A 25,702-nucleotide genomic window follows, 5' to 3' on the forward strand; every position below is an offset into this window, starting at 1 on the left:
GTACGGCGCACGCGCCGCACCGCAGGCGGCCGCTCCCACACCGAGGAAGGCGATGAGTACGCCCACACCCACCCGCTCCCCCGACGCCGGGCCGGCGCCGGCCGCGCCCGGGCCGCTGGCCCAGGTGGCGCGGTCGGCGGCGTCGGCGCGCATGCCGGCGCTGGCCGTCGCGGCGCTGCTGGTCATCACGCTCGCGGCCTCGGTGGTGCTCCAGCCCGACTTCTTCTCCCCCTACTCGCTCAGCGCGAGCTTCGCGACGTTCCTGCCGGTGGCCACCATCGCCGCCGCGCAGACCATCATCGTGCTGGGCGGCGGGATCGACCTGTCCATCGGCACGATCGTGACGCTCGCGTCGGCGGTGTCGGTGGTGCTGATGGACGGCGACAACTCCCGCCTGCCGCTGGCCCTGGCCGCAGGCCTGGCCACCGGCGCCGCGTGCGGACTCGTCAACGGCCTGGTGGTGGCCGGTCTCCGGCTCCAGCCGATCGTGGCGACCTTCGCCACCAGTTCGGTCTTCGGCGGCCTGGCGCTGCTGGTGCTGCCGCAGCCGGGCGGCACCGCATCGCCCGCGCTCACGCAGACCTTCGGCATGGTGCTGGCGCTGTACATCCCCATCCCCGCCGTGCTGCTGCTGGCGCTGTGGCTGGCCTGGCGGCTGCTGCGCCAGCACCGGTTCGGCCAGTACCTCTACGCGGTGGGCGGCAACGCCGACGCCGCTTACACCTCCGCGGTGCCGGTCTCGTCGGTGCGCGTCTTCTCCTACGTGGCGGGCGGCACGGTGGCCGCGCTGGCCGGCGTCGCGCTGCTGGCGGACTCCGGCGCCGGCGATCCCACGCTGGGTACCGAGCTGACCCTGGGGTCGATCGCGGCGCTGGTCATCGGCGGTACCCGGCTCAAGGGCGGCTCGGGCGGGGTCGGCGGCGCCCTGGTGGGCGCGATCGTGCTGTCGCTGATCCAGAGCCTGGTGTTCTTCGCCGGGGTGCCCACCGACGCCCGCGAGTTCGTCTACGGGTGCATCATCATCGCCGCCATCGCGCTGGCCGGGCTGCTGACGGCCCGCAGCGGCGTGCGTCGGCCGGCATTCACGCGCGGAAAGGCAGGGACGTGATGAACGTCGACACCGCCCGGCCGGGAGCCGGGGCGCCCGGCGCTCCCGAGCAGGCGCCCGCCCCGGCGCGGACCCCGCTCGCACTCCGCCTGGCGCGCGACCCGGTGGTGATCTCGGGCTCGGTGGCCGTGCTGCTGTGGGTGGCCGCGGCGCTGGTCTCCCCCGAGTTCGCGAGCTGGGGCCAGTTCGTCACGCTGATGACCGTGGCGTCGTTCCTCGGCGTGATCGCGATCGGCCAGACGCTGGTGATCATCGCCGGCGGCGAGGGGATCGACCTGTCCGTGGGCGCCACCGCGACCCTGTCGGCCATCGTCGCCTCGCGGTTCATGGCCGGCTCCGACGAGGGCATCCTCACGGCGGTGCTGCTGGCGCTGGGCGCGTGCTGCGTCGTGGGGGTCGTCAACGCGGTGGGCGTGCTGGTCTTCCGCGTGCCTCCGCTGGTGATGACGCTGGGCATGATCGCGGTGGTCACCGGGTTCATCCGGCTCTACACCGGCGGGCGGCCCGAGGGCTCCGCCGCGCCGATGCTGCGCACCCTGGTCGCGGGCGACACCGTGGCCGGGATACCCGGGGTGCTGTGGCTCTGGCTGGGGCTGTCGGTCCTGGTCGTCTGGCTGCTGCGGCGCAGCCCCTTCGGCTGGCGGCTGTACGCGGTGGGCGCCAACCCCACGACCGCCTACCTCTCCGGCGTCAACACCTCGGTGGTGAAGTTCTCCGCCTACGTGCTGTCGTCGCTGTTCGCCGGCGTGGGCGGGCTGCTGCTGCTCGGCTACTCCCAGAACGTCTACACCAGCCTGGGCACCGACTACATGCTCAACAGTGTGGCGGCGGCCGTCATCGGAGGCACGGCGCTGGTCGGCGGAGTCGGCGGCTACGTGGGCACCGCCATCGGCGCGATCCTGCTGACCGTCCTCGACTCCCTGCTGCGGATCATGCAGATCGGCGGCGGGGAGTGGGGCGACGCGCCCCGTCAGATCATCTACGGCGTGGTGCTCGTCATCGTCCTGACCGCCTACGGCAGGCAGAAGAGGCTGCGGCAGTGATCGGCGATCGCCCCGCGGCACCCATTCACGGATTTGGAGAGACCAACGTGACAGCACAGGCGAGCGACCGGCTCGGAGTCGGAATCGTCGGCAGCGGATTCATCGCCGACTTCCACACCCGCGCGTTCCGCGGCGTGCGCCACGCCGACGTGACCGCTGTCTGCGGCCGCACCGAGTCGGCGGTGCGCCGGCTCTGCGACCTCGCGCGCGAGCAGCGCGTCGGCGCCCCCGCCGCCTATGCCGACGTCCGCGAGATGGTGCGCGACCCGGCGGTGGACGCGGTCTGGGTGACCACCCCCAACCACGTGCGCGTGGAGACCGTGCGCGCCATCACCGAAGAGGTCGCCTCGGGGCGCGCGCGGCTGCGCGGCATCGCGGTGGAGAAGCCGCTGGGCCGCACCGTGGCCGAGGCCGAGGAGGTCAAGCGGCTGGTCGAGGAGGCCGGGCTGCTGCACGGCTACCTGGAGAACCAGGTCTTCGCGCCGGGCGTGGTGCGCGCGCACGACCTGGTGTGGTCGCGCGGCGCCGCGGCGGCGGGCTCTCCGTATCTCGCCCGCTGCGCCGAGGAGCACAGCGGGCCGCACAAGGGGTGGTTCTGGCAGGGCGAGAAGCAGGGCGGCGGCGTCCTGAACGACATGATGTGCCACAGCGTGGAGGCCGGGCGCTACCTGCTGACCCCGCCCGGGGTGCCGGCGTCGGAGTGGCTCACGCCCGTGAGCGTCGACGCCACCATCGCCTGCCTGAAGTGGTCGCGGCCCGCCTACGCCGACGAGCTGATGCGCCGCTACGGGCCGGAGGTGGACTACCGCGGCCGCCCTGCGGAGGACTACGCCCGCTCGACGATCGTGTTCCGCAACGGCGACGGCGACGAGGTCGTGGCCGAGGGCACCACGTCGTGGAGCTACGTCGGCGCTGGACTGCGGCTCAGCTTCGAGCTGCTGGGCCCGGAGTACGCGATGCAGGTCAACAGCCTCGACACCGAGGCGAAGGTGTTCCTCAGCCGCGAGGTCGCGGGCCGCCCGGGCGAGGACCTGGTGGAGAAGCAGAACGCCGAGGGCGGGCTGATGCCGGTGCTCCCGGACGAGGCGGGCGCCTACGGCTACACCGAGGAGAACCGCCACATGGTCACCCGGTTCCTCGACGGCCGCGCGCCCGACGAGGGACTCGACGACGGCCTGCAGGTGACGCGCCTGCTCATGGCCGCCTACATGTCGGCGCAGGAGGGCCGCCGCATCGACCTCTCCGACCGGGGTGAGGCGGCCAAGCTGGACTCCTTCGTCCCCCAGGTCGCGCAGGGCACCTGGCGCCCGGGGCACTGACGTCCGCCGGACGGCGGGGGCGGCCGGCACTCGCGCAGAGGCCGGCCTCCCCCGCGTCCGGGTGGTCAGCACGTCGCGGCATCCCGTGCTCGATGGCGGGAACAGCGGAGGTTGCGGGGCCCCAGCGGGTCCGGCGCGGTTTCCCCGGGGGGCCGGGGGTTCCGCGATGTGGTTCACCCGGTGGGACCGGTGCGCGTTCGGTGAGGCTCCCGCCGACCGGCGGAGGAGGCGCGCACGGGCGCACGGAGGTCGGGGAGCCGCCGGTGAGCCGCGCCGAGCAGGCGGCGGATGCCGGGCGGTGCTGGTGCCGCGCGGTGCGGGTGCGCACTCGGATGCACGCGTGACCGGCGGAGGGACCGGGATGCGGTCGCGGCCGCCGACGGCAGGCGCGGCGGGTGGAGGGGGCGGGGACTGCGGCGGGGGCAGGGCCGCAGCGGCGCGAAGCCGCTGGGACAACGGGCCGCCGCCGCGGGCGGTTCCCTTCCAGTGCGGGGACGCCGGTCACACCGCCGCGTTCGGGCGTGTGCACACGTTTCACCCTTCTCGAACGGGTCGCGTGCCCCGCGCTATCCTGACCACTCGCCTGAGCCTTCCGGCCCGCGGGCGGGTGGGCGAGCACGGAGCGGATCAGCCTATGGGGACCGAGCGCGAGACCACGGGACCGGCGGCGCCGGAGGCGCGGCCGCTGCGTGCCGACGCCCGGCGCAACCGGGAGCGGGTGCTCCAGGTGGCGCAGGAGGTGTTCGCCGCCGAGGGCCTGTCGGTGCCCGTGCACGAGATCGCGCGGCGCGCCGGTGTCGGCACCGGCACGGTCAGCCGCCACTTCCCCACCAAGCAGGCGCTGTTCCGGGCCATCCTGCTCAAGCGCCTGCACGCCTACGTCCGGCGGGCCGAGGCGCTCGCCGAGAGCGAGGCGCCCGGCGAGGCGCTGTTCTCCTACTTCGGCTTCCTGGTCGAGGAGGGGGCGATGGACCGAGGGCTGAGCGACGCGCTCGGCGGCACCGGATTCGACAAGGGAGCGATCGCCGCCGACCCCGACTACGACGTCACGGGCGCCGTAGGCCGCCTGCTCGCCCGCGCCCAGCGCGCCGGAGCCGTTCGCGCCGACCTGGAGCCCGCCGACGTCATGGCCCTGCTGGTGGGGTGCCTTTCGCGCACCGCCGCACCCGGAGCCGACGGCTCCGCCAAGCGCCGCCTCGCCGAAGTCGCCTGCGCCGGCATGCGCCGCACCGCCTGACCCGCGGCTTCCCCCACCGCCGGGACGGTTCGCACACCTATTGCACCCGGGCGCGGGTTGAGAGGAGACCGCCGGCGCCTGGACCCTCGGCGCCGGCGGCCGGCTCGCCCGTCCGGGTCAGCTCTGCCGTTCGGGTGTGAACAGGTCCATGAACGTGCAGCCGGTCGCGGCCGCGTTGCGGGCCGCGACCGGCTGCAAGTCGCCTGGTGGGCCCCCGTGGGCGAGGCGCTGGGGCACGGTTTCCCCTTGGCCTTCGACCACGCGCAGATCCTCGCCGACGGCGTCGAGCGGGCCCGGTCGGAGGTGGAGTACACCACCGTCGCCACGTCCTTCTGCACCGAGCCCTTCACCATCAGCGACCTGCGCGCGGTCTACGAAGTGGTCTGGGGCCTTCCCTTGGACCCCAGCAACTTCCGCCGCAAGGTGACCCGCACCGCGGGGTTCGTCGAGCCGACGGGCGAACGGCGCGTCATGGAGTCCGGGCGCCCGGCGGCCCTGTACCGCCGCGGCGACGCACGGGTGCTGGTTCCGCCGCTTCTGCGCTCCGCAACGGACTTCCGCCACCCGGCGACGGCAGACTCATCGCTCGGTGCCTAGGGAACACCGAACCGGTGGCGGGACGTGGTGTTCGGTCGGGGATTCGGGCTTGTCGGGGTGGTGCGGCGGACGGGAGCGGGGTGTGGGCGACTCCACGGCGGCGATCGCGGAATCTTAGGCCCTGCACCCCTTGCGGCACTTTACGCAGATTTAGTAAAGTTCATTGCCAACTACATAGGGTGACTTTTGTGTGCATCTCAGTGATGCGCACGTCAGGCCCGCTCCGCGGCCGTCCGCCTTCTGCGCGGGCGGCCGAGTCCCGGGGCGGGCCGTCCCACGCCCCCTGTCGACAAGGGCGCGCCCGGTCCGTGTCACCCCGCTGCGGCCATGCCGCGCGCGGGCCGGTAGGCGCCCGGATCGGTCTGAAGGATGAACACCGACACCGAAACCCCCCGGAAGAACCGGCGCCGCCGCGGTCCGCTGATCAGCGCGGCCGCGGTGGCCTGCGCCGCGGCGACCGCGGCCGCCGGGCTCATCGCCCTGAACACCTCCGACGGCGCCGGCTCCCCCGAGGCCGCCCCCGTCGCCGCAGACAACGCCGCCAAGTCCGCCGGCGCGCTGATCTGGAGAGACGAGTTCAACCGGCCGGCCGGCACCGCCCCCGACGGCGGCAAGTGGAACGTCGAGGTCAACGGCGACGGCGGCGGCAACGACGAGCTGCAGTACTACACCAACCGGCGCGACAACCTCGCCCACGACGGCAACGGCAACATGGTCATCACCGCCCGCAAGGGCAACCCGGGCGACTACCAGTGCCACTACGGGTACTGCCAGTACACCTCGGGCCGGATGAACACCGCCGGCAAGTTCGAGCACGCCTACGGCCGCTTCGAGGCCCGCATCCAGATCCCGATCGGCCAGGGCATCTGGCCGGCCTTCTGGATGCTGGGCAACGACCTCGGCCAGGTCGGGTGGCCCAACAGCGGCGAGATCGACATCATGGAGAACATCGGCAGCAAGCCCGCCGACGTGCACGGCTCGCTGCACGGCCCGGGCTACTCCGGCGGCAACCCCATCACGGGCTCCTACTACCACCCGCAGGGCTGGGCGTTCGCCGACACCTTCCACACGTTCGCGGTGGAGTGGAGCCCGGAGTCCATCACCTGGTTCGTCGACGGCAACGCCTACCAGACGTTCACCCCCGCCGACACCCGCGGCAACCCGTGGGTCTACGACCACCCGTTCTTCATGATCCTGAACGTGGCCGTGGGCGGGTCCTGGCCCGGCGACCCCGACGCCAGCACGCAGTTCCCCCAGCAGATGAAGATCGACTACGTGCGCGTCTACGACCTCGGCTGATCCGGGACGATCCCCGACGCCGTATCCCCGGGCCGGGGCGCCGCGCCACACAGCCGCGCGCCCCGGCCCGGGCCGCGTCCCTCGCGGGCGGCCCGCCGCCTGCGCGTGCGTCTCAGCCCTGCGCGGGCAGCACGCGCCCGGCGACCTCGCCGAACCCGATCACCGCGCCGCCCGGGCCCGGCGCACTCGCCGCGATGGTGACGGTGTCGCCGTCCTCCAAGAACCCGCGGGTGCCGCCGCCGGGCAGCTCCAGCGGCTCGGCGCCGTTGGCGGAGAGCTCGATGAGCGAGCCCTGCTCGCCGGCTCCGGGGCCGCTCACCGTTCCCGAGGCGTAGATGTCGCCGGTGCGCAGCGAGGCGCCGTTGACGGTGAGATGCGCGAGCTGCTGGGCGGGCGTCCAGTACATGGCCGAGAACGGGGGGCGCGAGACGGTGTGGCCGTTGAGCCGCACCTCCAGCCGCAGGTCCAGTCCCCACGGCTCGCCCGCGGCGTCGCGCAGGTACTCCTGCGGCTCGGGGTCGCGCTCCGGCGGCCGCACGCGGGCGTTCTCCAGAGCCTCAAGCGGAACCACCCACGGCGACACCGACGTGGCGAAGGACTTGCCCAGAAACGGCCCCAGCGGCACGTTCTCCCAGGCCTGCAGGTCGCGGGCGGACCAGTCGTTGACCAGGAACACCCCGAACACGTGCTCGGCGAAGTCGGACACCGGCACCCGGCCGCCCCGCGGAGCGGGCGCGCCCACGACGAACCCGACCTCGGCCTCGATGTCCAGCCGCGCCGACGGTCCGAACTCCGGCTCCTCGGCGGACGGCGGCTTGCGCTGTCCCATGGGCCGCACGATCTCGGTCCCCGAGACCACCACGGTGCCCGAACGGCCGTGGTAGCCGATGGGCAGGTGCTTCCAGTTGGGGGTGAGCGGCGGCTGGCCGGGCCGCAGGATTCGGCCCAGGTTGGCCGCGTGGTGCTCCGAGGAGTAGAAGTCGACGTAGTCGCCCACCTCGAACGGCAGGTGCAGCCGCACACCCGCCCGTTCGACCAGGTGCGGACGGAGCGCCTCCTCGTAGGCGGGGTCGCTCAGCCACGCCGTCAGCGTCGCGCGCACCGCGCGCCAGGTCTCGGGCCCCCGGGCCATCAGGGGGTTGAGCACCGGGGCGTCGACGGCCTCGGCGAAGGGCGCGTCGAGCGCGTGGGCGGCCGCGGCCAGGTCGAGCACCCACTCGCCGACGGCCACGCCGACGCGCGGGGGCCGCCGGTCGGGGGTGCTGAAGACGCCGTAGGGCAGGTTGGCCGGGCCGAAGGGGTCGTCGGCCGCGACGCCGAGCCAGGTCTGGGGAACGCGCACGGAAGTGGTCCTCTCGGGTCGAATGTGCGGTCGGCGGCGGACCCGGCCTCACCCGCTGCGGTGCAGGTGGCGGCGCGGGCGGAGGCGGGGGTCACTCCAGTACCGCGGGCGAGAGCAGGCCGAGGGCCACCAGGTCGCCCAGCGGCTCCAGCACGCTGCAGGTGCCGAACGAGGAGAACAGGGCGCGGACGGCGGCGGCCTCCTCCGCGCCGAGCCCGGCCGCCGCTGCCGCTGCGCGCGCACCGTCGCGCAGCGCCAGCACCTCGGCGGCATCGGCGCGGTCGCCGCCGCGCAGCGCTGTGTGCACCGCCAGCAGCACGTTCAGGAACCCGTGGTGCTCGAACCCCGTGCGGGGGTCGGTGTACCGGACGGCGTGGTGCAGCCCGGCGGTGCACTTGAGCGCCCGGCCGCGCTCCGCGGCGGCGCACAGCGCACCGGCCAGCTCGTCCTCGCCGGGGAAGGCGTCGGCCCGCGTACCGCCCGTGCGCAGCTTGGCGCGGTGGGCGGTGCCGGCGAGCGCGTCGAGGCACCGTCCGGGGTCGGCGCCGCGCGGCAGCTCGACGAACCCGGCCGCGTTCCGGGGCAGGTGCCGGTCGAGCGCGGCGGCCGCCCGCGCCACCTCCGCGGCGGCCTCTCCGCCGTCGGCGCCGCCCCCGGCCGCCCCGGCGGCGACCTCGACCGCGACCGGCTCGACCAGAGGCAGCGCCGCCGCCTCCTCCAGCGCCGGCCCCAGCCCGCCCGGCCCCTCGGGCACGGTGACGCACACGGCCAGCGGCGAGCCCGGATGCCCGCGCAGCACCCGGCCCAGCTCGGCCAAGCGCCCGGCCGCCACGACGAACGGCCCGGTCAGCGGCGCCTGCGGGCCGACGCGGTAGCGCAGGTGCCCGGCCACGGCCTCGTCCATCGGGGCCTCGCCCGGCGGGAACAGCGCGGCGTCGTCCAGCAGCGCGGCATACAGCGGGGGCGTGCCGGCGGGCGCGGTCGCCGCACCCGCCCCGGCGGGCGCCCCGCCCGCCCGGCCGGCGCCCTGCGCGCGCTCCGGGCTCACCGCGGCCTCCGGCCGCCGGCCCATGTCCAGGCGTAGCCCGGGTCCTCGGCGGCCCGGCCGCCCTCGCCCAGATCCAGCGGGCGGAAGGTGTCGACCATGACGGCCAGCTCCTCGAACGCCTGCACGCCGACGCTGGCCTCGTAGGCCCCGGGCTGGGGGCCGTGGGAGTGCCCGCCCGGGTGCAGCGAGATCGAGCCGGGGCCGATGCCCGAGCCCTTGCGGGCCTCGTAGTCGCCGCCGCAGTAGAACATGACCTCGTCGGAGTCGACGTTGGAGTGGTAGTAGGGCACCGGGATCGACAGCGGGTGGTAGTCGACCTTGCGCGGGACGAAGTTGCACACCACGAAGTTGTGCCCCTCGAAGACCTGGTGCACGGGCGGTGGCTGGTGCACCCGCCCGGTGATGGGCTGGAAGTCGGCCACGTTGAACACGTACGGGTAGAGGCAGCCGTCCCAGCCCACGACGTCGAAGGGGTGGGCCGGGTAGGTGTAGCGGGTGCCGGCGATACCGCCGGGGCCGCCGCCGCGGTGCTTGATCAGCACGTCGACGTCGGTGCCCTCGGCCAGCAGCGGCGCGGACGGCCCGCGCAGGTCGCGCTCGCAGTAGGGCGCGTGCTCCAGGAACTGGCCGAACCGCGACAGGTAGCGCTTGGGCGGGGTGATATGGCTGTTGGCCTCGATGGCATAGGCCCGCAGCGGCTCGCCGCCCTCGGGCACCCACCGGTGCGTGGTGGCGCGCGGCAGCAGGACGTAGTCGCCCTCGCCGGCCTCGACGGTGCCGAACACGGTCTCCACCGACGCGCGGCCCGACTCCACGTACACGCACTCGTCGCCGATGGCGTTGCGGTACAGCGGCGAGGCCTCGCCCGCGACGACGTAGGACAGGCGCACGTCGTCGTTGCCCAGCACCAGGCGCCGCCCGGTCACCGCGTCGGCGGACTTCCACTCCTCGCCGAAGAGCCCGTGCAGCTTGAGGTGGCGCGGCACGAGCGGTGCGTTGGGCGTTCGCGCCTGGTCGGGCACCTCCCACGGGCGGGCGTCGACGATCGCCGAGGGGATGTTGCGGTGGTACAGCAGCGAGGAGTCCGAGGAGAACCCCTCCTCGCCCATCAGCTCCTCGTAGTACAGCCCGCCCTCGGGCGTGCGGTGCTGGGTGTGCCGTGTGGGCGGAACCTCACCCACTCGCCGGTAGTACGCCACCGTCCTGCTCCTCTCCTGGTTGCGGAGCCCGCGCGGCGGCGGGTGCGCCCCCGCCCAGGCAGGTGTGGACGGCCGCGGTGACGGCCGCCGTGTCGTCCTCGTCGCAGACCGCGGCGATGTGGGCGTCGGGGCGCAGCAGCCACACCTCGCCGGGGCGGGCGTCCAGCGCCGCGCTCAGCGCGCCCGTGGGGTCGGCGTCGGCGAGGACCAGGGCGCTGACGGGAGCGGGGGTGGCCCGCCGCGCGGCGGCGCGGGCCGCCTGCGCGCCGCGCGCACTGGTGGCGAGCACGGTGACGCCCTCGCGCGCCAGCGTGCGCAGCCGGGTGGTTTCGGGCCGCTCCGCGAGGCTGAGGGGGACGTCGGGAACGAGCACGCCGGGGCAGGGCACCGGGGGCTCGCCGCGCGGCGGGCGCCCCGGGAAGGGGCGGCCCGCGCACGGGGTGGTCAGCGCCGAGTCGGTGTAGTAGAAGGCTTCGAACAGCCGCCCGGAGTCGACCCGCGAGGCCGCCCGCGGGTCGGAGGCCGCGCTCTCCAGCACGCTCGACCGGTGCGCGTGCTCCTCGGGGGTGCGGGGCACCAGGAAGCGCATGGTGGCGCCGGTGATCTCGGCGTTGTCGCGGGCGGCGGCCAGCCGCTCGGCGGCGTAGGTGTCGACCAGCCGGGGATCGGCCCAGCCCTTGAGGGCGAACGCGAGCTTCCAGGCCGCGTTCTCGGCGTCGTGCACGCCGGAGTTGAGGCCGCGCGCGCCGAAGGGGGCGACCAGGTGCGCGCAGTCGCCGGCGAGCAGCACCCGTCCGGCGCCCATCGGGTCGGCGACCCGGGTGTGGAACCGGTAGAGCGAGTGCCACACGATCTCATAGGGGCGGTCGCCGATGATCTGGCGGATACGCCGGTCCAGTCCGCCTTCGGCCTCCTCGCGCTCCAAGTCGAAGTCGGGCGGCACCTGCCAGTCGATGCGGAAGACCGAGTCGGGGCAGGGGTGGATGAGGATCTGGCGGCCCGGGTTCCATCGCGGGTCGAAGTAGAACCGCCGCTCGCGCTCCCAGCCGGGCAGGTCGGCGCGGATGTCGCAGATGAGGAACCGGTCGTCGAAGCTGGCGCCGCCGAAGTCGGCGCCGACCGCCTCGCGCGCCACGCGCCCGTGCGGTCCCAGGCACGCCACCGCGTAGGAGCCGCGCAGCTCGACGTCGCCGGTGGGGGTCGCGCACCGCACCCGCACGCCGGAGGCGTCCTGGTCGATGGCGGTGACCTCGTGGCTCCAGCGCACCCGCAGCCCGGCGGCGGCGATGCGCTCGTCCAGGATGCGTTCGGTGCGCGACTGCGAGAGGTTGACGAACGGCGGCAGGGGCGAGGCGCCGCGGTCGCGCAGCCGGACGCTGAACAGCTCGCGGTCGCGGTAGAAGGTGCGGGCGGTGTCCCAGGTGAGCCCCTCCTCGGCGACCGCGCCGGCGCCCAGGGTGTCCCAGACGTCGAGCACGTCGCGCTGCTGCACGATGGCCTTGGACCCGGCGGCGGCGCGTTCGGGGCGGGCGTCGACGATGGTCACCGGCACGCCCCAGCGCGCCAGAAGCAGCGCAGCGGTCTGGCCGACCGGCCCCGCGCCCAGCACGAGCACGGGTTCGGGCGCCGCGCCGGTGTCGGCGGGCGGCGCGGGGGGCGGTACGGGTGCCTCGGGCATGTCGCCTCCGTTCGCTCGCTGTCTCCGACGGGTGCTCAGCCCTGGAGCCGGTCCCAGACCTCGCGGTCGCGTTCGGCGGTCCAGACGACGGGGCGCTCGATCCCCGACAGCTCGTCCCACAGCCGCGCGACGTCGAAGGGCAGGCAGTGCTCGAAGATGGGCCAGTGGCCGTAGCCGTCGACCAGGGCCGCGTGCGCGGCGGCGAAGGCGTCCTTGAGGGAGCCGCCGCGCGCGTGCACCGCGCCCACCTCGGCGATCATGGTGCGGAGGAAGTCGCGGGTCTGGGCGACGGCCGCGTCGACCGCCTCGCGCCCGCGGGTGACGGGTCCGCGCCCGCCGACGAGCGCCTCGGCACGCAGAGCGGCGACGCCGTCGAGGGTCCCTGCGGCCCAGTCATGGTGGAACGCGTCGCCGGTGTAGAGCGCGGCCTCGGCCTCGACGAGGTCGCCGGCGAAGAGGATGCGCTGCCGGGGCAGCCAGGCGACGATGTCGCCCTCCGTGTGGCCGCGGCCCAGGTAGCGCAGCTCCAGCCGTCCGCGGTCGCCGCCCAGCTCGATGGAGGCGCGGTCGGAGAAGGTCAGGGTCGGCCAGGTCAGGCCGGGCACCGAGTCGGGGTCCTTGGCCAGGCGCGGCATGCGGCCGAACTCGCTGGCCCAGTCCGCCTCGCCGCGCTCGGCGATGAGCTCGCGGGTCTTCTCGTGGGCGACGATCACGTCGGCGCCGAAGGCGCTGGCGCCCAGCACACGCACCGCGTGGTAGTGCGAGAGCACCAGGTAGCGCACCGGCTTGTCGGTGTGCTCGCGCAGCCGCGCCAGCCACTCGCGTGCGGCGGTGGGCGTCGCGAGGGCCTCGAAGCAGACCAGGAAGTCCTCGCCCTCGATCGCGCCGATGTTGGGGTCGCCCTGGGCGGTCAGCGCGTATACGCCGTCGGCGAGGACCTCCAGGGTCTGCTCCTTCTCGCCGAGGTCGGCCGAGGACGCGAACGGTTTGGCTGCCATGGGATGTCTCCTCCTGCTGCTGCGGTGCCGGTGCGGGCGGTGGGCCGTGCGCGGCGGTCGGTGCGTGCGGGGCGGACGGGGCCGGTCTCGGTTTCGGTTTCGGTTCTGGGCGGGCCGTCGGATTCGCGTGCGGGTACCGGGTTCGATTGGAGCCGATCGGGGCGCCTCCGGCTCAGCGGCGCGCCGGGCGCGTCAGCGCCGCCAGACAGGCCAGGCTCAGCAGGCACACCGCGAACAGGTAGCCCGTGACCGGCCAGGACGAGTGCCACGCCGCGTACAGCGCGGTGGCGGCGGTGGGCGCAAGGCCGCCGCCCAGGATCGAGCCGATCTGATAGCCCAGCGACGCGCCGCTGTAGCGCACCCGGGCGCTGAACAGTTCGGAGAACAGGGCGGCCAGGGGCCCGTAGGTGGCGCCGAGGAAGAACGCGGTGCCGACCATCGCGACGAGGATGAGCCCGGTGCTCGCGGTGTCGATGAGCGCGAAGAACACGAGTACCCAGGCGGCCAGGCCCACCGATCCCGCGAGCAGCACCCGGCGCCGGCCGTACCTGTCGCTCATGGCCGACGCCCAGGGGATGGCAGCCAGCCAGACCAGCGCGCCCGCCAGAGTCAGGCCCAGCATCAGGCTGCGGTCCAGGCCCAGCACGGTGGTGGTGTAGGACAGCGCGTAGGCCATGAAGATGTAGCCGACCGTGTTGTTGCCGATGAACGCGCCCGCTGCCAGCAGCACCTCTTTGGGGTTGTGCCGCAGCACCGACGCGACGGGCATGCGCTCGCGCTCGCCGCTGCGGCTGACCTCGACGAAGTCGGGGCTTTCGGTGATGCGGAAGCGGATGAACAGGCCTACGGCGACAAGCACGGCGCTGAGCAGGAACGGCACGCGCCAACCCCACGCCAGGAAGGCGTCGTCGCTGACGACCGCCGACGTCGACAGGAACACGAGGTTGGCCAGGATCAGCCCGCCGGGCACGCCCATCTGCGGGAAGCTGCCGTAGAAGCCGCGCCGCTTGGGCGGGGCGTGCTCGACCGCCATCAGCACGGCGCCGCCCCACTCGCCGCCCACGCCCAGGCCCTGGACGAAGCGCAGCGCCACCAGCAGCACGGGCGCCCACACGCCGATGGTCTGGTAGGTCGGCAGGAGCCCGACGGCGAACGTGGCCGCGCCCATCATGATCAAGGAGGTGACCAGCATGGACTTGCGGCCGAGCCGGTCGCCGAAGTGGCCCATGACGACTCCGCCCAGCGGGCGGGCCAGGAAGCCGACGGAGAACGTGGCGAAGGCGGCCAGGGTTCCGGCCACCGAGGAGAACTCGGGGAAGAACAGCGGCCCGAACACGATCGCGGCGGCGCTGCCGTAGATGAAGTAGTCGTACCACTCCACCGCGGTACCGATGAAGCTGGCGGCGGCCACCTTGAAGGGGCGGACGGGGGCCGTGCTCGCGGCCGCGGGCGCGGACGGGGCGGGGGGCATGGGCGGCACCTCGCAGAGCTCGTCGGTCCACCCGGTGCGGGCGAGCCGGCGTAGCGGGTCGACGGTCGGTCTTGCCGGTTGCCGCGGTGCCCGATCGTCGCCTCCGGCCGCACTCGGGCCGGCCGGTGTGCTTCGGGTCACCGCACTCCCTCTAGGGTGATCCCGATCACTGCATTGGTAAAGCATCGGAAACTTGGGAGTGGCATCAGTGGAACTTATGAGTGGTGCTCCGCGGTTCTCCCTGCGCCAGCTCGCCTACTTCGTGGCGATCGCCGAAGCCGGGACGATCAGCGAGGCGGCCCAGCGCCTGCACATCTCCCAGCCGGCGGTGTCGCTGGCGCTCAACGACCTGGAGCGCGCGCTCAAGGTGCAGCTGTGCGTGCGGCGCAAGGCCCACGGCGTCACGCTCACCCCCACCGGCACCCAGGTGCTGCACCGCGCACGCCGACTGCTGCGCCAGGCCGAGGACCTGGAGGGCGAGGCGGGCGCGGGCGAGGGTGCGCTGGCCGGGGTGCTGTCGCTGGGCTGCTACGTCACGCTGGCGCCCACGGTGCTGCCGCCGCTGCTCCAGGGGTTCTCCGCCCTGCACCCCGGTCTGACCGTGGACTTCGCCGAGGCCACCCAGGACGTGCTCCAGCGGCGGTTGCTCAGCGGCGAACTGGACCTGGCGGTCATCTACGACATGGACGTGCTGCCAGAGATGGCACGCGCCGAGCTGTTCACCATGCGTCCGCACATCCTGCTTCCGGCCGATCACCCGCTGGCCGACCGGGAGTCCGTGTCGCTGCACGAACTGGCCGAGGAGCCCATGGTGCTGCTCGACGCCGCGCCCAGCTCGCACCACGCGCTGGGGCTGTGCCACGCTTTCGGCCTGGTGCCGCGCGTGCGCTACCGCCCCACCAGCTACGAGGTCGCCCGCGCGCTGGTGGGGCGCGGTATGGGCTTCAGCATCCTGGTACAGCGCCCCTCCAACGACCGCACCTACGAGGGGTTCCGGGTGGTCATCAAGGAGATCGCCGAGCCCGTGCGCGCCGAGGCGGTGCTGCTGGCCTGGCCGCGCGCGGTGACGCTGAACCGCCGCGCCGAGGAGTTCCTGCGCTACTGCCGCCGGGCCGCGCTGCCCGCCGGCGCCCGGCCGGAGCCGTTCGGGGCGCAGGAGTCCCAGGCGTAGCGGGCCGCCGACGCGGGAAGCGGCACGATGAGGGCGATCGCACGGCCGCTATGCGCCCGCCCGGGGTCCGCGAAGCGCCCGGGAAGTGGGAACATTCCCTGGCGGCGTCTGCCGCCGACACCGACCAGTACACGCCGTAGCCCGCACGAGGAGTCCGACCATGTCCACCACTGACGCCGACGCCGACGCCGTTCCCGGCTTCGCCGACCTCCCGCTGCGGGAGGAGCTCCTCGGCGCGCTCGTGCGGCTCGGCTACGAGGAGCCCACCCCCATCCAGCGCGAGGCCATCCCGCACCTGGTCGAGGGGCGCGACCTGCTCGGCCAGGCCGCCACCGGCACCGGCAAGACCGCCGCCTTCGCGCTGCCGATCCTGCAGCGCATGGCCGAGCGGCCGGAGGGGCGCGAGGGCGCGGCCCCCATGGCGCTGGTGCTCGTGCCCACCCGGGAGCTGGCCGTGCAGGTCTGCGAGGCGGTGCACCGCTACGGCCGCGACATGGGCGTGCGCGTGCTGCCCGTCTACGGCGGGCAGCCCATCGGCCGCCAGATCCGCGGGCTGGAGCGCGGGGTCGACGTCGTGGTGGCCACCCCCGGTCGGGCGCTGGACCACCTGGGGCGGGGCACGCTCGACCTGGGCGAGTTGGTCATGACGGTGCTCGACGAGGCCGACGAGATGTTCGACATGGGCTTCGCCGAGGACATCGAGGCGATCATGGAGGAGATCCCCAAGGACTGCCAGACCGTGCTGTTCTCGGCGACCATGCCGCCGCGCATCGAGCAGATGGCCAGCGGGAACCTCACCGACCCGGTGCGCATCCAGATCGCCCGCGAGACCCGCGAGGTCGGCGAGGCGCCGCTGGTGCGCCAGAGCGCCTACGTGGTGCCGCGGGCGCACAAGCCCGCCGCCATCGGTCGGCTGCTGGACGTGGAGTCGCCCACCGCGGCGATCGTCTTCTGCCGCACCCGCGAGGAGGTCGACCAGCTCACCGAGGTGCTCAACGGGCGCGGGCACCGCTCGGAGGCGCTGCACGGCGGAATGAGCCAGGAGCAGCGGGACCGCACCCTGGGGCGGCTGCGCGCCGGCACCACCGACCTGGTCGTGGCCACCGACGTGGCCGCGCGCGGGCTGGACATCGAGCACCTGTCGCACGTGGTCAACTACAACGTGCCCTCGGCGCCCGACTCCTACGTGCACCGCATCGGCCGCGTGGGCCGGGCGGGCCGCGAAGGCGTGGCCATCACTCTGGTGGAGCCGCGCGAACACCGCATGCTCAAGAGCATCCGACGGGCCACCGACTACACGATCACGGTGGAGAAGATCCCCACCGTCGCCGACATCCGGGCCCGCCGCCTGGAGCTGACCAGCGGGGCGCTGCGCGAGTCGCTGCTCGACGACGACGCCGAGGACGACCGCGAGCACTTCCGCGTGGTGGTCGAGACGCTGGCCGACGAGTTCGACGTGATGGAGGTGGCGCTGGCGGCGGTCAAGCTCGCCCACGAGTCCACCGGCGGCGCGGTGGACAACGAGGAGGAGATCCCCGAGGTCAGCATCAAGCCGGAGCAGAAGGACAAGGGCCGGGGCGCCCGTCGCGAAGGCGGACGGCGCGGCGAGCGCGAGGGCCAGCGGAGCGCCCGCGGGCCCGCCGGCGGGATGACGCGCCTGTTCATCGGGGCCGGCCGCGGCGCGAAGGTGCGCCCGCAGGACCTCGTGGGTGCGATCACCGGCGAGTCCGAGCTGCGCGGCCGCGACATCGGCCACATCGAGATCGCCGAGCGGTTCTCGCTGGTCGAGGTGCCCTCCGACGCCGCCGACGACGTCATCTCGGCCCTGAAGGGCACCACCATCAAGGGCCGAAAGACGATCGTGCGCCGCGACAAGGACGCCAAGCAGTAGGCCGGCGACCAGACCGCCGGTAGCGCGGACCACCGGGCGAGCGGGGGAAGCGGTCGCACGGCGGGGCACCCGCCGGCGGTTCCGTCCCCCGCCGGCAGGCCCGACCGCGCGCCGGTCCGCGTTGGTGCGGCCGGACGATCGACACGAGCGTGGCAGGCGGGTACGACATTCCGTGAGCAGGCGCCCGCGGGTCGCGGAACCCGCCCGGAATTATCCGCCAACCCGCCGTCCCCCCGGCCCACCGCCGCAAAGGCCGCGGCAACGGGGCACGACCGCGCGCAGCGCCGGAGCGCACGCCGCCGCTGTGCCGACGCCGCTCCGCCGCACGGGCGGGCTCTCACGGTACTCGCACGGCCAGGAGGACGACGTCGTCCTCCGCGGGTTCGGGCGTGTGCTCCAGGAGGCCGTCGCACAGCGCGCCGGGCGGCTCGCCGGCGGCCTGGGCGGCCTGCTGGCGCAGGCGGACCATGCCGCGGTCGACGTCCTCGCCGCGGCGCTCCACCAGGCCGTCGGTGTAGATGAGCAGCGTGGAACCGCGGGGCAGCTCCGTGACGATGTCGCGGCGCTCCGGGTCGGCGCCCGTGCCCAGCAGCACGTCGCCGTCGTCGTCCAAAAACCGCGTCGCGCCGTCCCCGGCGACCAGCAGCGGCGGGTAGTGGCCGGCGTTGGTCCAGCGGAAGACCAGCGGGCCGCCGTCCGCGCCTTCGAGGCGGCCGTAGACGGCGGTGGCCGTGTGCTCCGAGTAATACTGCACCAGGCCGTCGAGGCGGCGCATGATCGCGCTGGGCGGCTCGCGGTGCTCCCAGGCCAGGGTGCGCAGCATGCTCTGCAGCCGCGACATCTGCACCGCGGCGGTGAGGTCGTGGCCGCTGACGTCGCCCACGGTCAGCGTGGGCGCGCCGTCGGGCAGCACGAACGCGTCGTACCAGTCGCCGCCCACCTCCGCGCCCTCCTGCGCGGGGGCGTAGCGCGCGGCCAACTGGAGTCGGCCCAGGGAGGGCAGTTCGGGCAGCAGCGCCCGCTGCAGCCGCTGCGCCGCGTCGCGCTGGGCCGCGTACAGCCGCGCGTTGTCCAGGGCCAATGCGGCGTGGTGGGCGATGTCCCCGACCAACTGGAGGTCGTCGTCGGTGAACGGGCGGTCGGGGGCGGCGCGTACGAGGCTGAGAGCGCCGAGCACGCGCCGGCGGGCCTGCAGCGGGACGAGGACCTCGGTGTGCAGGCCCAGGGCGTCGGTGAGTTCGCGGTGGGCGCGGGCGAGGTCGCTGGTCGGCGCGGAGCCCTGGTCAGCCAGCAGCGGCCCGTCGCCCGCCAGCACCCGCTCGACCGGATTCTCCGAGAGCGGGTCCGGGCTGGGCATCGGCCCCTCGGCGCCGGACGGCGGCTCGACGTCGGGATCGCGGTGGACCACGGCCACCCGGCTCACGCCGTCGGCGACGAGGTAGGCCGCGCACCAGTCGGCCAGCGCGGGCACCGCCAGCCGGGCGAGGCGCCCCAGCACGTCGCCGGCGTCCAGGCTGCTCACCAGCGCCGCACTGACGTCGGCCATCAGCCGCAGATCGGCCAGTGTCCGCTCCAGCCCCTCCTGCGCCTCCCCGGGATCAAGCGCACCGTCGGCCATGTCGCCACCTCCTCACCCCGGCGACTAACCGTCCGAACCCGCCGGGAACCGCGCGCAAGCCCGCGGAGACCAGCGGGCGTCTTCCCTGCCGCGGGCATGCCTGCGGGCCTCGCAGCGGCTCGCGCGACGGCGAATGGCGCTTCAGCGCCGCGTGGCGGATCCGGTGGTGGGCGCCGAACTGCCGCAGCACCTCCCTTGCGTGCATCGACGCGGAACTCGGCCGGCCGCAGCGGGACGCGGCCGCCCGCGGCGAGCCACAGGCGGAGCGGCGTGGAGGGCGTGCACGAGGACCGCGCCCGGTGCAGACCGGCGTAGGCGAGGTCGAACGCGGCGCCGAACACCAGTCCGAGCCACGCACCGGCGAACAGGCCCCCGGCCGCGCCACTGGACGGCGGCCAGGAGGGCCGCGGCGGTCCCCGCGGTCACGTCCCCGGCGGCCTCGGTCCCGACCGGAGCGGCAGAGCCCCGCAGCTCCCACCACGCCGGCGTCGTGCGGCGGGTCCGCCGCATCCGGGACGCGAGGAACCCCAGCCGCCGGAGCGGCCGGCCGCCGCGGAGGGGCGAGCAGGTGAGCGACCGCCGACCGCGCTTCGGCGATCGGCGGCCGGTCGGCACGAGCCGAAGCGCCCCGCCCTGAAGGCGGAGGCTGCATGCGGGCCGGGTGCGCTCACTGAAGGCGCAGTTCGAGGTCGAGGTCGTGCTCGTATTTGGGCCGGGGCCCGAAGATCCTCCGGTCGGCCTCGTCGATCGCGACGTCGTTGATGCTCGCCTCCCGGCGCCGCATCAGGCCGTTGTCGTCGAACTCCCACATCTCGTTTCCGTAGCTGCGCCACCACTGCCCCGCGGCGTCGTGGCACTCGTACTGGAAACGGACCGCGATGCGGTTGCCGTCGAAGCTCCACAGGCTCTTGCGCAGGGCGTAGTCCAGCTCCCGCTCCCACTTGGCGGTCAGGAACGCCGCGATCTCCGCGCGCCCGGTGAGGAAGCGGTCGCGGTTGCGCCAGACCGAGTCCGGTGTGTAGGCCAGGGCCACGCGCTCGGGGTCGCGGGTGTTCCACGCATCCTCTGCGGCCTGGACCTTCTGCAGCGCGGCCTCTTCGTCGAACGGCGGGTACGGCGGGCGGGACTCGGGCACGGCGGCCTCCCACAATAGAGAACGAGCATTCTCGACAGGTGGCTACGCTAGAGAACGGTCGTTCTCGACGTCGAGCCGGTGTACCTCCTCGCCGAAGGGGCCATCGTCACCGCCGGCGTCACCGGCGACGCCGCGTCCGCCCGTGAGGCACGGGCCGCGGCCGGGGCCCTCCTCGGTTGAGCCTTCGGCGGCCGCCCCCGCCCGGCAGGACCGGGGACGGCCGCAGAGCCGACAGCCTCTGGCAATCACCCCCGCCGCATTCGGTCGGCACGCGCATCGGTAGCCCGTTGCCGTATCGGGGATTGGGGAACCTGCAAGGCGACACCGTTCCGCGTGCCCGGCACCGGTCAGGAACCCCTAAGCCGCTCACCCCGAGTTGAGGGCGGTGGCCCCCGAAAGGCGACACCGGCGAGACGCCCGCGCCCCCTGACCACCGGCTCCGCACCCCGCCGACGCCCCTTGCGCTCACCGGATTCGGGAGTCGCAGCCCGGTGATCACGTGGCATGACGCCTTGGAACCGGCCTTCGCAGACGGAGCCGGGACCGGGACCCTCCGGACGGCGGGGCCGGAGGCGTGTCGGTGATCGACGGAGCCCGCGGAGTCGGCAAGACGGCGCCGGACCTTCACGGGGCGCTTCGGGTTCGCTCCCACCACCCGGACGGCGACCTGTACGTGAACACGCGCGGCCCCGGCCCGGCCTCCGACTCGACGCCCTTTCGGCCCTCGAAGCGCTTCTTCAGGCGCGCGACGTGCCGCCCGAGCGGATCATCCCCCGTCCGCCGCCCCCGGCCCCGGCGCGGGCGCGGCTGGGGGCGGTCGGCGGGCGGGTCAGTGGGTGGGGTCGGTCCCGGCGGAGACCAGCTCCGCTTCCCGCGCGGGCGCCTGCGGAGCGGACGCGCGCGGCGGGCGGGGGCGGTCGAGGTAGCCGGCGGCGAGGGCCAGCGCCAGTCCGACGAAGGCCATCGCGGCGCCGGCCAGAGCGGGCGCGGCGTAACCGAGGCCCGCGCCGATGACCCCGGCGCCGATCCACGCGCCGAGGGCGTTGGCCATGTTGAACGCCGCCTGGTTGGAGGCCGACGTGAGGCTGGGCGCCCGCTCGGCCTTGGTCATCAGGAACACCTGGATGACGGTGCAGGCCGCGAAGGTGGCCACGCCGAGCGCCACGACCCCGACCGCCGCGGTCCAGGGGTTGTGCGCGGCGAAGGAGAACAGCAGCAGCACCAGCGCCAGCAGGGCCAGCGAGGCGTACACCGACGGGCGCAGGGCGCGGTCGGCCATGCGTCCGCCGAGGAGCGAGCCCAGCGTCATGCCGACCCCGAAGAGGGCCAGAATGCCGGTCACGCCGGCTTCGGAGTAGCCGGCCAGCTCCTTCATCGTCGGCGCGATGTAGGTGTAGACCGCGAAGACACCGGAGCAGCCGAGCACGATCGTCAGCAGGCCGAGGACGACCTGCCGGCCGGCGAGCTCGGACAGCTCGTGGCGCAGGCGCACGCCCGCCGGCTTGGGCAGCTTGGGCACGAAGAGCGCGATGCCCGCCACGGCGACGGCCCCGATGGCGGCGACGACGCCGAACGTCGCGCGCCAGCCCAGCTCCTGGCCGAGCCAGGTGCCCACGGGCACACCGACGATGTTGGCGACGGTCAGGCCGAGGAACACGCGGGCGACGTTGCGCGCCCGCCGCCCGGGCTCGGCGAGCTGCGCCGCCACGACGGCCGCGGCGCCGAAGTAGGCGCCGTGCGGCAGCCCGGTCAGCACGCGGAACCCGAGGACGGATTCGAACTGGGGCGCCACGGCCGTAAGCAGGTTGCCGACCGCGAAGAGGCCCATGAACAGTAGGAGGGCGGTCCGGCGCGGCAGGCGTGTGCTGAGGACGGTGAGCAGGGGCGCGCCGACGACGACACCGATGGCGTAGCCGGCGATGAGGTTGCCTGCCGCGGCGACCGATACGCCCAGATCCGCGGAGACCTCGGGCAGCAGCCCCATGATGACGAACTCGGTCGTACCGATGCCGAAGGCTCCGATGGCCATGGCGAGCAGGGCGAGACGCATGGGTGGGCCAGGCCTTTCGCTTGCGATGGGATTCGCGCGGTTCCGGAGCCCGCCGCCGGCTGCGCGGCGTGCGGGCGTGCTGGAGCGGGGTCGTCGGGGTGCACGCGGGAAGGGCGGCCCCGGGGCAAGGCGGAGGTCCGTTCGCCGCTGCGGCTCTGCGCCCGGCGGAGCCTCCCGAAGTGCGCACTTCTAGACAACCACGACGACCTAGCACGTGCCAACACCTGCAGCCCTGAGATTGCCGCCGGCGGCGATGAGGTCGGTCACGGGGGCGTGAGACGCGCTTCCCACACGCAGGACGAAAGCGCCGGGCGCGCGCCGCCGGCCTGCGGGGAATAGGCCGGATCCGGAAGCGCTTGCCCGGATATGACGCAAACGACGTTCGACCCGCACGACCTGCTGGCCGAAAGCCGGCTCGGAGTCCTCGCGACGATCAAGGCGGACGGCCTTCCGCAGCTCTCGCCCGTCACGCCCTTCTACGACCGAAACGCCGGCGCCGTCCTCGTGTCGCTGACCGAGGGCCGCGCCAAGACGGCCAACCTGCGCCGCGACCCGCGCGCCGCGCTGGAGGTCACCGCGCCGGACGGCTGGGCGTGGGCCACCGCCGAGGGGCCGGTACAGCTCACCGGCCCGGGGACCGACCCCGCCGGACCTGAAGTCGACGCTCTGGTGGACTACTACCGCCGGGCGGCCGGGGAGCACCCGGACTGGGACGAGTACCGGTCGGTCATGGTCGCCGACCGCAGGGTTCTGATGTCGATGGCGGTCCAGCGGGTGTACGGCCAGCGGGTCCGCTGACGGGCTCCGCTGCGGGAGCGGCGGAGCCGGTCGGCTCACCCGGAGGCGGAGCCGGTCCGCCGGGAGCCGGCGCACCGAGTCGGCTCCCGGCGGAAGGCCGCACTCCTTGCGAGGCGCGCCCCGCCGCGTCTCCGGCCGGGTGTCTGCGCGGTCAGCGGCTCCGCGGACGGGACCGGGCAGACGGGACCGGACGGCGCGGCCCCGCCTGCCGGGCGCGGGCTCAAGGGGCCCGATCCAGGCGGCGCTACTCCGCCGTCCGCGCCGGGCCCGTGGTTCCGCGGACGGTGAGGGTCGGGGTGATCACGAACTCCTTGGCGCTCGTACGCCCTTCGTCGAGGCGTTCGGTCACCGCCTGCACAGCGAGCTCGGCGAGCTGGGCGGAGTCCTGGCGCACCGACGTCAGGTCGAGAAACGACAGATGGGCCAGCCGGCTGTCGTCGTAGCCGATCACCGACACATCCTCCGGCACCCGCACACCGGCGCGCACGAAGACATCCAGCAGACCGCGGGCGCAGCGGTCGTTGGCGGTGACCACCGCGGTGGGAAGCGTGTCGCGGGCGAGCAGCTCGCGTGCGGCGCGGGCGCCGGACTCCTCGGTGAACGCGCCGGGCAGCTCGCGCGCGCGGTCGGCGAGCCCGTGCCGGCGCATGGCGTCGCGGTAGCCGCTGCGGCGCTCCTCGGCCTCGCGCGCGGCGCCGCCGTCGACGTGCACGATGTCGCGGTGGCCCAGGTCGGCGAGGTAGCCGATGGCCCTGCTCATGCCCGGCGCCTCGGAGGTGCGCACGAGGTCGGCCCCCGGCACCGAGGCGCTGCGGCTCATCTCGACCACGGGCACCTGCTCGGCCACCCGGGCCAGCTCGGGCGAGGGGCCGGAGGACAGGCCGGTGAGGATGAGGGCCTCGCTGCGCAGGCCGAGCAGCTCCTCGATCGCCTGCCGCTCGTCGCGGCACGGCACGTCGGCGCTGAGCGCGATGCCGTAGCCGACGTCCTGGGCGCAGGCGTAGAGGCCCTCGACCAGCTCGACGTTGTGCGGCTGGTCCATGTCGAACAGGACGCCGATCTGGCGGCTGCGCGTGCGGCGCAGCAGCTGCGCCGCCGTGTGCGGGCGATAGCCCAGCTCCTCGGCGGCCTCGCGCACGCGGCGGCGGGTCTCGTCGCTGGGCCCGACCGCGTCGCGCATGACCAGCGACACCAGCTGCCGGGACACGCCGACGCGAGCCGCGACGTCGCCCATGGTCGGCCGCCGCTTGGGCTCCGCGGCCCCGCCTGTGCGCTTCGAGTCCGGCACCCTGCCTCTACTTTCCGACCGGCTGCGGGCGGTGGGGCTCCGCACCGTGGCGAGGATAACCGCCGTGGGGGTCGGTGGATTTCACCTTAGCACGTTAAAATTCGCCGCCCGGCGGACCGGCCGGAGGGTCCGGCCGGGCGCGAGGGGCGTTGAGCGGGGCGGATCGGAGGGCGGTCAGAGTCGGCGGTCCTTGAGGTCCTTGAGGAACGCGGACCACTCGGCGGCGGGGAAGGCGAGGTGGCCGTGGTCGCGGTGCTGAGTGTCGCGGACCTTCACCTCTGGGGTTCCCGGACGCACCTCCACACACTCGTTGGTCGCTCCACTGCGGCTCGACTTGCGCCAAGGAACGGCCATCTCCACGCATTCGCCGCCGGTGTCGTTGCTGTAGCTGGACTTGCGCCAGGCCGTGGCCATCTCGACGCAGTTGCCGCCCTTGGAGTTGCTGTAGCTGGACTTGCGCCACGTCCCGTCGATCGCTCTCACAGAAACTCTCCTCGGATCTTCCCTATAAGCTCGCGCGATGCCTTCGGGGGAAGGGCCGCGCCTCTGAGTTCACCGAAGACTCGCGAGTACTCCTGAACTCCATCGGTTTCGTCCACCGGTGTGCCCGATATGCGAGTCTCCAGGTACAAGATCTCGGACTGACCGGGAAGCGTCATCAACGTGAAGGCGCCATCCAACCCCGGGTGCTGCTCCGTGGCAAACGGGACTACCTGCACAACGACGTGCGGCTGGTCAGACAGTCCCAGCAAGTGGTCCAACTGGCAGGTCATCGTGGCACTCCCTCCGAAGGGACGGCGGAGCACCATTTCATCCAGCACGACCAGGAGGAGTGGAGGACGATCTGACGCAAGGATCGCCTGCCTGCCAATCCGAGCCTTCACCTGTTCGTCGATCTCCGAAGTACTGCTCGTCGGATATCCGAGCCGGATGATCGCGCGAGCGTACTCTTCCGACTGCAGCAGTCCAGGAACCAGCAGAGGGTGGTACTCCCTTATTTCAGACGCTCTGCGCTGAAGCTGCTCGATGTCCCGAAACCACTCAGGGAACGCGTTACTTCCAGTCACACGCTCCCATAGCTGGCGGACCTGGCCACCTGTGTTGAGAATCTGTTCGATCTGATCCAGATATTCCGATTTGGTGCCTCTGGTGCCGCGTTCCATCGCACTCAGCATCGAGGGCGAAACATTCAGCGCCTTTGCGAGCTGATCTTGCGATACCCCGGCCTGCTCCCTCATCCAGCGAAGCTGCCTTCCGAAGCGGAGCCAGAGCGGATCAATTTTCTGAACCATAGTGAACAGTTCAGCACACTGGCTGAACTCTCGTCCACGCGTTTCGACAGATCTCTCCTAGAGAGTAGATCGCCTGGAAGCGCCGTCGAAGTGCTGCAAGTGTTCTACTGCACACCCCAA

Annotated in this window: 21 protein-coding genes; 9 read left to right on the forward strand and 12 right to left on the reverse strand. The window is 73.7% G+C overall.

The window, feature by feature from the left end:
- Nucleotides 1-52: 52 nt before the first annotated feature.
- The 6 genes from ABD284_RS01805 (at nt 53) to ABD284_RS01830 (ending at nt 6,603) form a co-directional block, all read left to right on the forward strand.
- A complete protein-coding gene (locus ABD284_RS01805) occupies nt 53-1,108 on the forward strand; it encodes an ABC transporter permease (protein ID WP_344140246.1) in 1,056 nt (351 codons plus the stop codon).
- On the forward strand, nt 1,108-2,151 hold the full coding sequence (locus ABD284_RS01810; RefSeq protein WP_344140248.1) for an ABC transporter permease: 1,044 nt from the start codon (nt 1,108-1,110) through the stop codon (nt 2,149-2,151). The genes ABD284_RS01805 and ABD284_RS01810 overlap by 1 nt, the downstream gene beginning before the upstream one ends.
- 47 nt (nt 2,152-2,198) lie before the next feature.
- On the forward strand, nt 2,199-3,470 hold the full coding sequence (locus tag ABD284_RS01815; RefSeq protein ID WP_344140250.1) for a Gfo/Idh/MocA family protein: 1,272 nt from the start codon (nt 2,199-2,201) through the stop codon (nt 3,468-3,470).
- Between the two features lie 634 nt (nt 3,471-4,104).
- On the forward strand, nt 4,105-4,707 hold the full coding sequence (locus ABD284_RS01820; protein ID WP_344140252.1) for a TetR/AcrR family transcriptional regulator: 603 nt from the start codon (nt 4,105-4,107) through the stop codon (nt 4,705-4,707).
- 246 nt (nt 4,708-4,953) lie between these two features.
- Nucleotides 4,954-5,304: an NUDIX hydrolase gene (locus ABD284_RS01825; protein ID WP_386699173.1), complete on the forward strand. Its 351-nt coding sequence runs from the start codon at nt 4,954-4,956 to the stop codon at nt 5,302-5,304.
- 369 nt (nt 5,305-5,673) lie between these two features.
- A complete protein-coding gene (locus tag ABD284_RS01830) occupies nt 5,674-6,603 on the forward strand; it encodes a glycoside hydrolase family 16 protein (RefSeq protein WP_344140254.1) in 930 nt (309 codons plus the stop codon).
- A 112-nt stretch (nt 6,604-6,715) separates the two neighbouring features.
- Here ABD284_RS01830 and fahA read toward each other — a convergent pair whose 3' ends face one another.
- From fahA to ABD284_RS01860, 6 genes are all read right to left on the reverse strand, one after another.
- Nucleotides 6,716-7,945: a fumarylacetoacetase gene (gene fahA, locus ABD284_RS01835; protein ID WP_344140256.1), complete on the reverse strand. Its 1,230-nt coding sequence runs from the start codon at nt 7,943-7,945 to the stop codon at nt 6,716-6,718.
- A 91-nt stretch (nt 7,946-8,036) separates the two neighbouring features.
- Complete coding sequence (locus ABD284_RS01840) at nt 8,037-8,993, reverse strand: hypothetical protein (protein ID WP_417788250.1); 957 nt, start codon at nt 8,991-8,993, stop codon at nt 8,037-8,039.
- On the reverse strand, nt 8,990-10,192 hold the full coding sequence (locus ABD284_RS01845) for a homogentisate 1,2-dioxygenase (RefSeq protein ID WP_344140258.1): 1,203 nt from the start codon (nt 10,190-10,192) through the stop codon (nt 8,990-8,992). The genes ABD284_RS01840 and ABD284_RS01845 overlap by 4 nt, the downstream gene beginning before the upstream one ends.
- A complete protein-coding gene (locus ABD284_RS01850; RefSeq protein ID WP_344140261.1) occupies nt 10,167-11,870 on the reverse strand; it encodes an FAD-dependent monooxygenase in 1,704 nt (567 codons plus the stop codon). The genes ABD284_RS01845 and ABD284_RS01850 overlap by 26 nt, the downstream gene beginning before the upstream one ends.
- A gap of 35 nt (nt 11,871-11,905) precedes the next feature.
- Complete coding sequence (locus ABD284_RS01855; RefSeq protein ID WP_344140263.1) at nt 11,906-12,868, reverse strand: MBL fold metallo-hydrolase; 963 nt, start codon at nt 12,866-12,868, stop codon at nt 11,906-11,908.
- A gap of 172 nt (nt 12,869-13,040) precedes the next feature.
- On the reverse strand, nt 13,041-14,339 hold the full coding sequence (locus ABD284_RS01860; RefSeq protein WP_344140265.1) for an MFS transporter: 1,299 nt from the start codon (nt 14,337-14,339) through the stop codon (nt 13,041-13,043).
- 217 nt (nt 14,340-14,556) lie between these two features.
- Between ABD284_RS01860 and ABD284_RS01865 the strand changes: the two genes are divergently transcribed.
- Together ABD284_RS01865 and ABD284_RS01870 are read left to right on the forward strand one after the other, a co-directional pair.
- The gene (locus tag ABD284_RS01865; RefSeq protein ID WP_344140267.1) at nt 14,557-15,510 is read left to right on the forward strand and encodes a LysR family transcriptional regulator; all 954 of its coding nucleotides are present in this window, start codon (nt 14,557-14,559) and stop codon (nt 15,508-15,510) included.
- 160 nt (nt 15,511-15,670) lie between these two features.
- The gene (locus ABD284_RS01870; protein WP_344140269.1) at nt 15,671-17,401 is read left to right on the forward strand and encodes a DEAD/DEAH box helicase; all 1,731 of its coding nucleotides are present in this window, start codon (nt 15,671-15,673) and stop codon (nt 17,399-17,401) included.
- 337 nt (nt 17,402-17,738) lie between these two features.
- Here the strand turns inward: ABD284_RS01870 and ABD284_RS01875 are convergent, their stop codons facing one another.
- From ABD284_RS01875 to ABD284_RS01885, 3 genes are all read right to left on the reverse strand, one after another.
- The gene (locus ABD284_RS01875) at nt 17,739-19,019 is read right to left on the reverse strand and encodes a PP2C family protein-serine/threonine phosphatase (protein WP_344140271.1); all 1,281 of its coding nucleotides are present in this window, start codon (nt 19,017-19,019) and stop codon (nt 17,739-17,741) included.
- A 667-nt stretch (nt 19,020-19,686) separates the two neighbouring features.
- Complete coding sequence (locus ABD284_RS01880; protein ID WP_344140273.1) at nt 19,687-20,154, reverse strand: nuclear transport factor 2 family protein; 468 nt, start codon at nt 20,152-20,154, stop codon at nt 19,687-19,689.
- Nucleotides 20,155-20,983: 829 nt separating this feature from the next.
- Complete coding sequence (locus ABD284_RS01885) at nt 20,984-22,204, reverse strand: MFS transporter (RefSeq protein WP_344140275.1); 1,221 nt, start codon at nt 22,202-22,204, stop codon at nt 20,984-20,986.
- A gap of 366 nt (nt 22,205-22,570) precedes the next feature.
- On the opposite strand from ABD284_RS01885, the gene ABD284_RS01890 reads away from it, so the two are divergent.
- A complete protein-coding gene (locus tag ABD284_RS01890; protein WP_344140277.1) occupies nt 22,571-23,002 on the forward strand; it encodes a PPOX class F420-dependent oxidoreductase in 432 nt (143 codons plus the stop codon).
- Between the two features lie 244 nt (nt 23,003-23,246).
- On the opposite strand, the gene ABD284_RS01895 is transcribed toward ABD284_RS01890, so the two are convergent.
- From ABD284_RS01895 to ABD284_RS01905, 3 genes are all read right to left on the reverse strand, one after another.
- Entirely contained in the window at nt 23,247-24,236 is a 990-nt protein-coding gene (locus tag ABD284_RS01895; protein ID WP_344140760.1) for a LacI family DNA-binding transcriptional regulator, read from the reverse strand.
- A gap of 228 nt (nt 24,237-24,464) precedes the next feature.
- A complete protein-coding gene (locus tag ABD284_RS01900) occupies nt 24,465-24,773 on the reverse strand; it encodes a DUF397 domain-containing protein (protein WP_344140279.1) in 309 nt (102 codons plus the stop codon).
- Nucleotides 24,770-25,582, reverse strand: a complete 813-nt coding sequence (locus ABD284_RS01905) for a helix-turn-helix domain-containing protein (RefSeq protein ID WP_344140281.1) — start codon at nt 25,580-25,582, stop codon at nt 24,770-24,772. Before ABD284_RS01905 ends, ABD284_RS01900 begins: the two co-directional genes overlap by 4 nt.
- Nucleotides 25,583-25,702: the final 120 nt, after the last annotated feature.

It is taken from the genome of Streptomonospora arabica (assembly GCF_039531585.1).
Lineage (GTDB): Bacteria > Actinomycetota > Actinomycetes > Streptosporangiales > Streptosporangiaceae > Streptomonospora > Streptomonospora halophila.

Bases quoted from the DNA above. Each gene is read 5' to 3' on its own strand.
- ABD284_RS01820 (WP_344140252.1), top strand. From the start codon at position 4,105: ATGGGGACCGAGCGCGAGACCACGGGACCGGCGGCGCCGGAGGCGCGG.
- ABD284_RS01830 (WP_344140254.1), top strand. From the start codon at position 5,674: ATGAACACCGACACCGAAACCCCCCGGAAGAACCGGCGCCGCCGCGGT.
- ABD284_RS01890 (WP_344140277.1), top strand. From the start codon at position 22,571: ATGACGCAAACGACGTTCGACCCGCACGACCTGCTGGCCGAAAGCCGG.
- ABD284_RS01855 (WP_344140263.1), bottom strand. From the start codon at position 12,868: ATGGCAGCCAAACCGTTCGCGTCCTCGGCCGACCTCGGCGAGAAGGAG.
- ABD284_RS01865 (WP_344140267.1), top strand. From the start codon at position 14,557: ATGAGTGGTGCTCCGCGGTTCTCCCTGCGCCAGCTCGCCTACTTCGTG.
- ABD284_RS01860 (WP_344140265.1), bottom strand. From the start codon at position 14,339: ATGCCCCCCGCCCCGTCCGCGCCCGCGGCCGCGAGCACGGCCCCCGTC.
- ABD284_RS01850 (WP_344140261.1), bottom strand. From the start codon at position 11,870: ATGCCCGAGGCACCCGTACCGCCCCCCGCGCCGCCCGCCGACACCGGC.
- ABD284_RS01905 (WP_344140281.1), bottom strand. From the start codon at position 25,582: ATGGTTCAGAAAATTGATCCGCTCTGGCTCCGCTTCGGAAGGCAGCTT.
- ABD284_RS01870 (WP_344140269.1), top strand. From the start codon at position 15,671: ATGTCCACCACTGACGCCGACGCCGACGCCGTTCCCGGCTTCGCCGAC.
- ABD284_RS01895 (WP_344140760.1), bottom strand. From the start codon at position 24,236: ATGGGCGACGTCGCGGCTCGCGTCGGCGTGTCCCGGCAGCTGGTGTCG.
- ABD284_RS01810 (WP_344140248.1), top strand. From the start codon at position 1,108: ATGAACGTCGACACCGCCCGGCCGGGAGCCGGGGCGCCCGGCGCTCCC.
- ABD284_RS01885 (WP_344140275.1), bottom strand. From the start codon at position 22,204: ATGCGTCTCGCCCTGCTCGCCATGGCCATCGGAGCCTTCGGCATCGGT.
- ABD284_RS01875 (WP_344140271.1), bottom strand. From the start codon at position 19,019: ATGGCCGACGGTGCGCTTGATCCCGGGGAGGCGCAGGAGGGGCTGGAG.
- ABD284_RS01805 (WP_344140246.1), top strand. From the start codon at position 53: ATGAGTACGCCCACACCCACCCGCTCCCCCGACGCCGGGCCGGCGCCG.